At 73.9% G+C, this 2,257-nt stretch carries 2 protein-coding genes and 1 pseudogene; all 3 read right to left on the bottom strand.

Annotation, left to right across the window (positions count from 1 at the left end; all coding sequences use genetic code 11):
- Positions 1 to 26: 26 nt before the first annotated feature.
- A pseudogene (locus tag GUY61_RS37705) lies at positions 27 to 119 on the bottom strand (type II toxin-antitoxin system YoeB family toxin); the annotation flags it as partial.
- Between the two features lie 7 nt (positions 120 to 126).
- Positions 127 to 1,314, bottom strand: coding sequence for a serine hydrolase domain-containing protein (locus tag GUY61_RS37700; protein WP_313897036.1), 1,188 nt, complete (start codon positions 1,312 to 1,314; stop codon positions 127 to 129).
- A gap of 159 nt (positions 1,315 to 1,473) precedes the next feature.
- Positions 1,474 to 2,257 (bottom strand): ABC transporter ATP-binding protein (locus GUY61_RS37695; protein ID WP_208106948.1); only part of this gene is annotated, 784 nt, incomplete at its 5' end.

Genomic DNA, 2,257 nt, shown 5'->3' with positions numbered 1-2,257 from the left:
GCAATCCAGCGCGGACGGCTCTGCGATCAGTAGTAATAGCGGGCCGCGAGGATCACGATCTCCTTGTCCGTGACCAGGCAGACGAGACGGTGCTCGTCGTCGATCCGCCTCGACCACGCCCGAATCTCACCCGGCCAGGCCCTGCTTACCGCCGATCACCGAGCGCACCGCCCTGACCAGGGCCTGCGCGCGGGGGTCCGCCGTGACGCCCTTGCGCATGCCGTTGGTGACGTAGCCGAAGGCGGTGCCCGACTCGGGATCGGCGAAGGCGAGGGAACCGCCGCGGCCCGGGTGACCGAAGGACGTGGGCCCCAGCAGCGGGCACGCCGGGCCGTGAAGCATGTAACCGAGGCCGAAACGGGTGTTCACGACGAGCACCCGGTCGGGGCCCGCGGACTCCTCGGTGCGTGCCTGGGTGAGGGTGGCGGGGGCGAACAGCCGGGGGCCGCCCTCGACCTCGCCGATCATGGCGGCGTAGACCCGGGCCAGCGCGCGTGCCGTGGCGACGCCCCCGGACGCGGGGAGTTCGGCGGCGCGGTAGACGGGGTCGTTCTCGTCGGGCAGCGGCTCGATGACGCCGAAGGCACGCCGGGTGAGGGAGTCCGGGTCTTTGTAGGCCTCGGAGACCGAGGGCTTGGCGCGCAGGCGCAGGCCGCCCGGGGGCGCCGGCGGCGGTTCGACGGCTCCGATGCGGCCGACGCGGTGCGCCTCTTCCGCGGGCAGTCCTACCCACAGGTCGAGGCCGAGCGGGCGGGCGATCTCGTCGGCCATCCAGCGGCCCATGCTCCGCCCGGAGACCCGCAGCACCAGCTCGCCGAGCAGCCAGCTGTACGTCATCGCGTGGTAGCCGTGATCGGTGCCGGGCTCCCACACGGGGGCCTGCGCGGCGACGGCGAGGGGCCCGGCGACCCCGTCCAGCGCCTCGGAGGGCGTCAGCGGCCGGTCGAGCACCGGCACCCCTGCCCGGTGGGAGAGCAGGTCCCGCACCCGGGTGCGTTCCTTGCCCGCCGTCTTGTACTCGGGCCAGTAGGTGCCCACGGGCGCGTCCAGGTCGAGCCGCCCGCGCTGGTGGAGCAGCAGCGGTACGGCGGCGGCCACGCCCTTGGTCGCGGAGCGCACCACCTGAGCGGTGCCGGCTGCCCACGGGGCCGTGCCGTCGAAGTCGGCGGTGCCGCCCCACAGGTCGACGACCTTGCGCCCGTCCCGGTACACGGCGACGGCCGCCCCGCGTTCCCCCAGGACCTCGAAGTTCCGTACGAAGGCGTCTCTGACCGGCTCGAAGCCGTGCGCCACCGTCCCCCGTACGTCCGCCACCGCGTCCACTCCCCACCCGTTCGCTTCTACAGATCCCCGAGGTCCCACGGGGGTCCCGTGAGGTTCCATGAGGTCTCATAGTGCAACGCGGCGGGCGGTGGTCTGCTTCCGGGGCGGTTCCGGCGGTCAGGTGCCGGTCAGGTGGCGGTCAGATGCCGGTCAGGTGCCGGACGGCACCGACCGCGGGTCGAAGCCGAACGGCAGCTCCAGCCGGTGGGTCCGCATCAGTCCGTCGTCGGCGAGCAGTTCCCGCGTGGGCCCGTCGGCCGCGATGACGCCGCCGCTGAGCACGGCGGAGCGGGGGCACAGTTCCAGCGCGTACGGCAGGTCGTGCGTGACCATCAGCACCGTCACGTCCAGCGAGCGCAGGACGTCGGCGAGTTCGCGGCGCGACGCGGGGTCGAGGTTGGAGGAGGGCTCGTCCAGGACGAGGATCTCGGGCTCCATGACCAGGACGGTCGCCACGGCCACGCGGCGGCGCTGGCCGAAGGAGAGGTGGTGCGGGGGCCGGTCCGCGTACTCGGCCATGCCGACCCGCTCCAGCGCGGCCAGCACCCGCCGCTCGAGCCCGGCGCCCCGCACCCCGGCGGCGGCCGGGCCGAAGGCCACGTCCTCCCGGACGGTGGGCATGAACAGCTGGTCGTCCGGGTCCTGGAAGACGATGCCGACCCGCCGCCGGATCTCGGCGAGGTTCTTCTTCTCCACGGGCAGACCGGCGACCCGCACCGTCCCGAGGCCCCCGTCGAGGATGCCGTTGAGGTGCAGGACCAGGGTCGTCTTGCCGGCGCCGTTGGGTCCGAGCAGGGCGACCCGCTCGCCCCTGGCGAGGGTCAGGTTCACGCCGAAGAGCGCCTGGTGGCCGTCGGGGTAGGCGTAGGCGAGCCCGGACACTTCGAGGGACGGGACCTCGGCCGGCGCCGGGGACGGGGACGGCGCCGGGGAC

This window comes from Streptomyces sp. GC420, from assembly GCF_009916105.1.
GTDB lineage: Bacteria > Actinomycetota > Actinomycetes > Streptomycetales > Streptomycetaceae > Streptomyces.
This window is presented reverse-complemented; position numbering and strand designations above follow the sequence as displayed.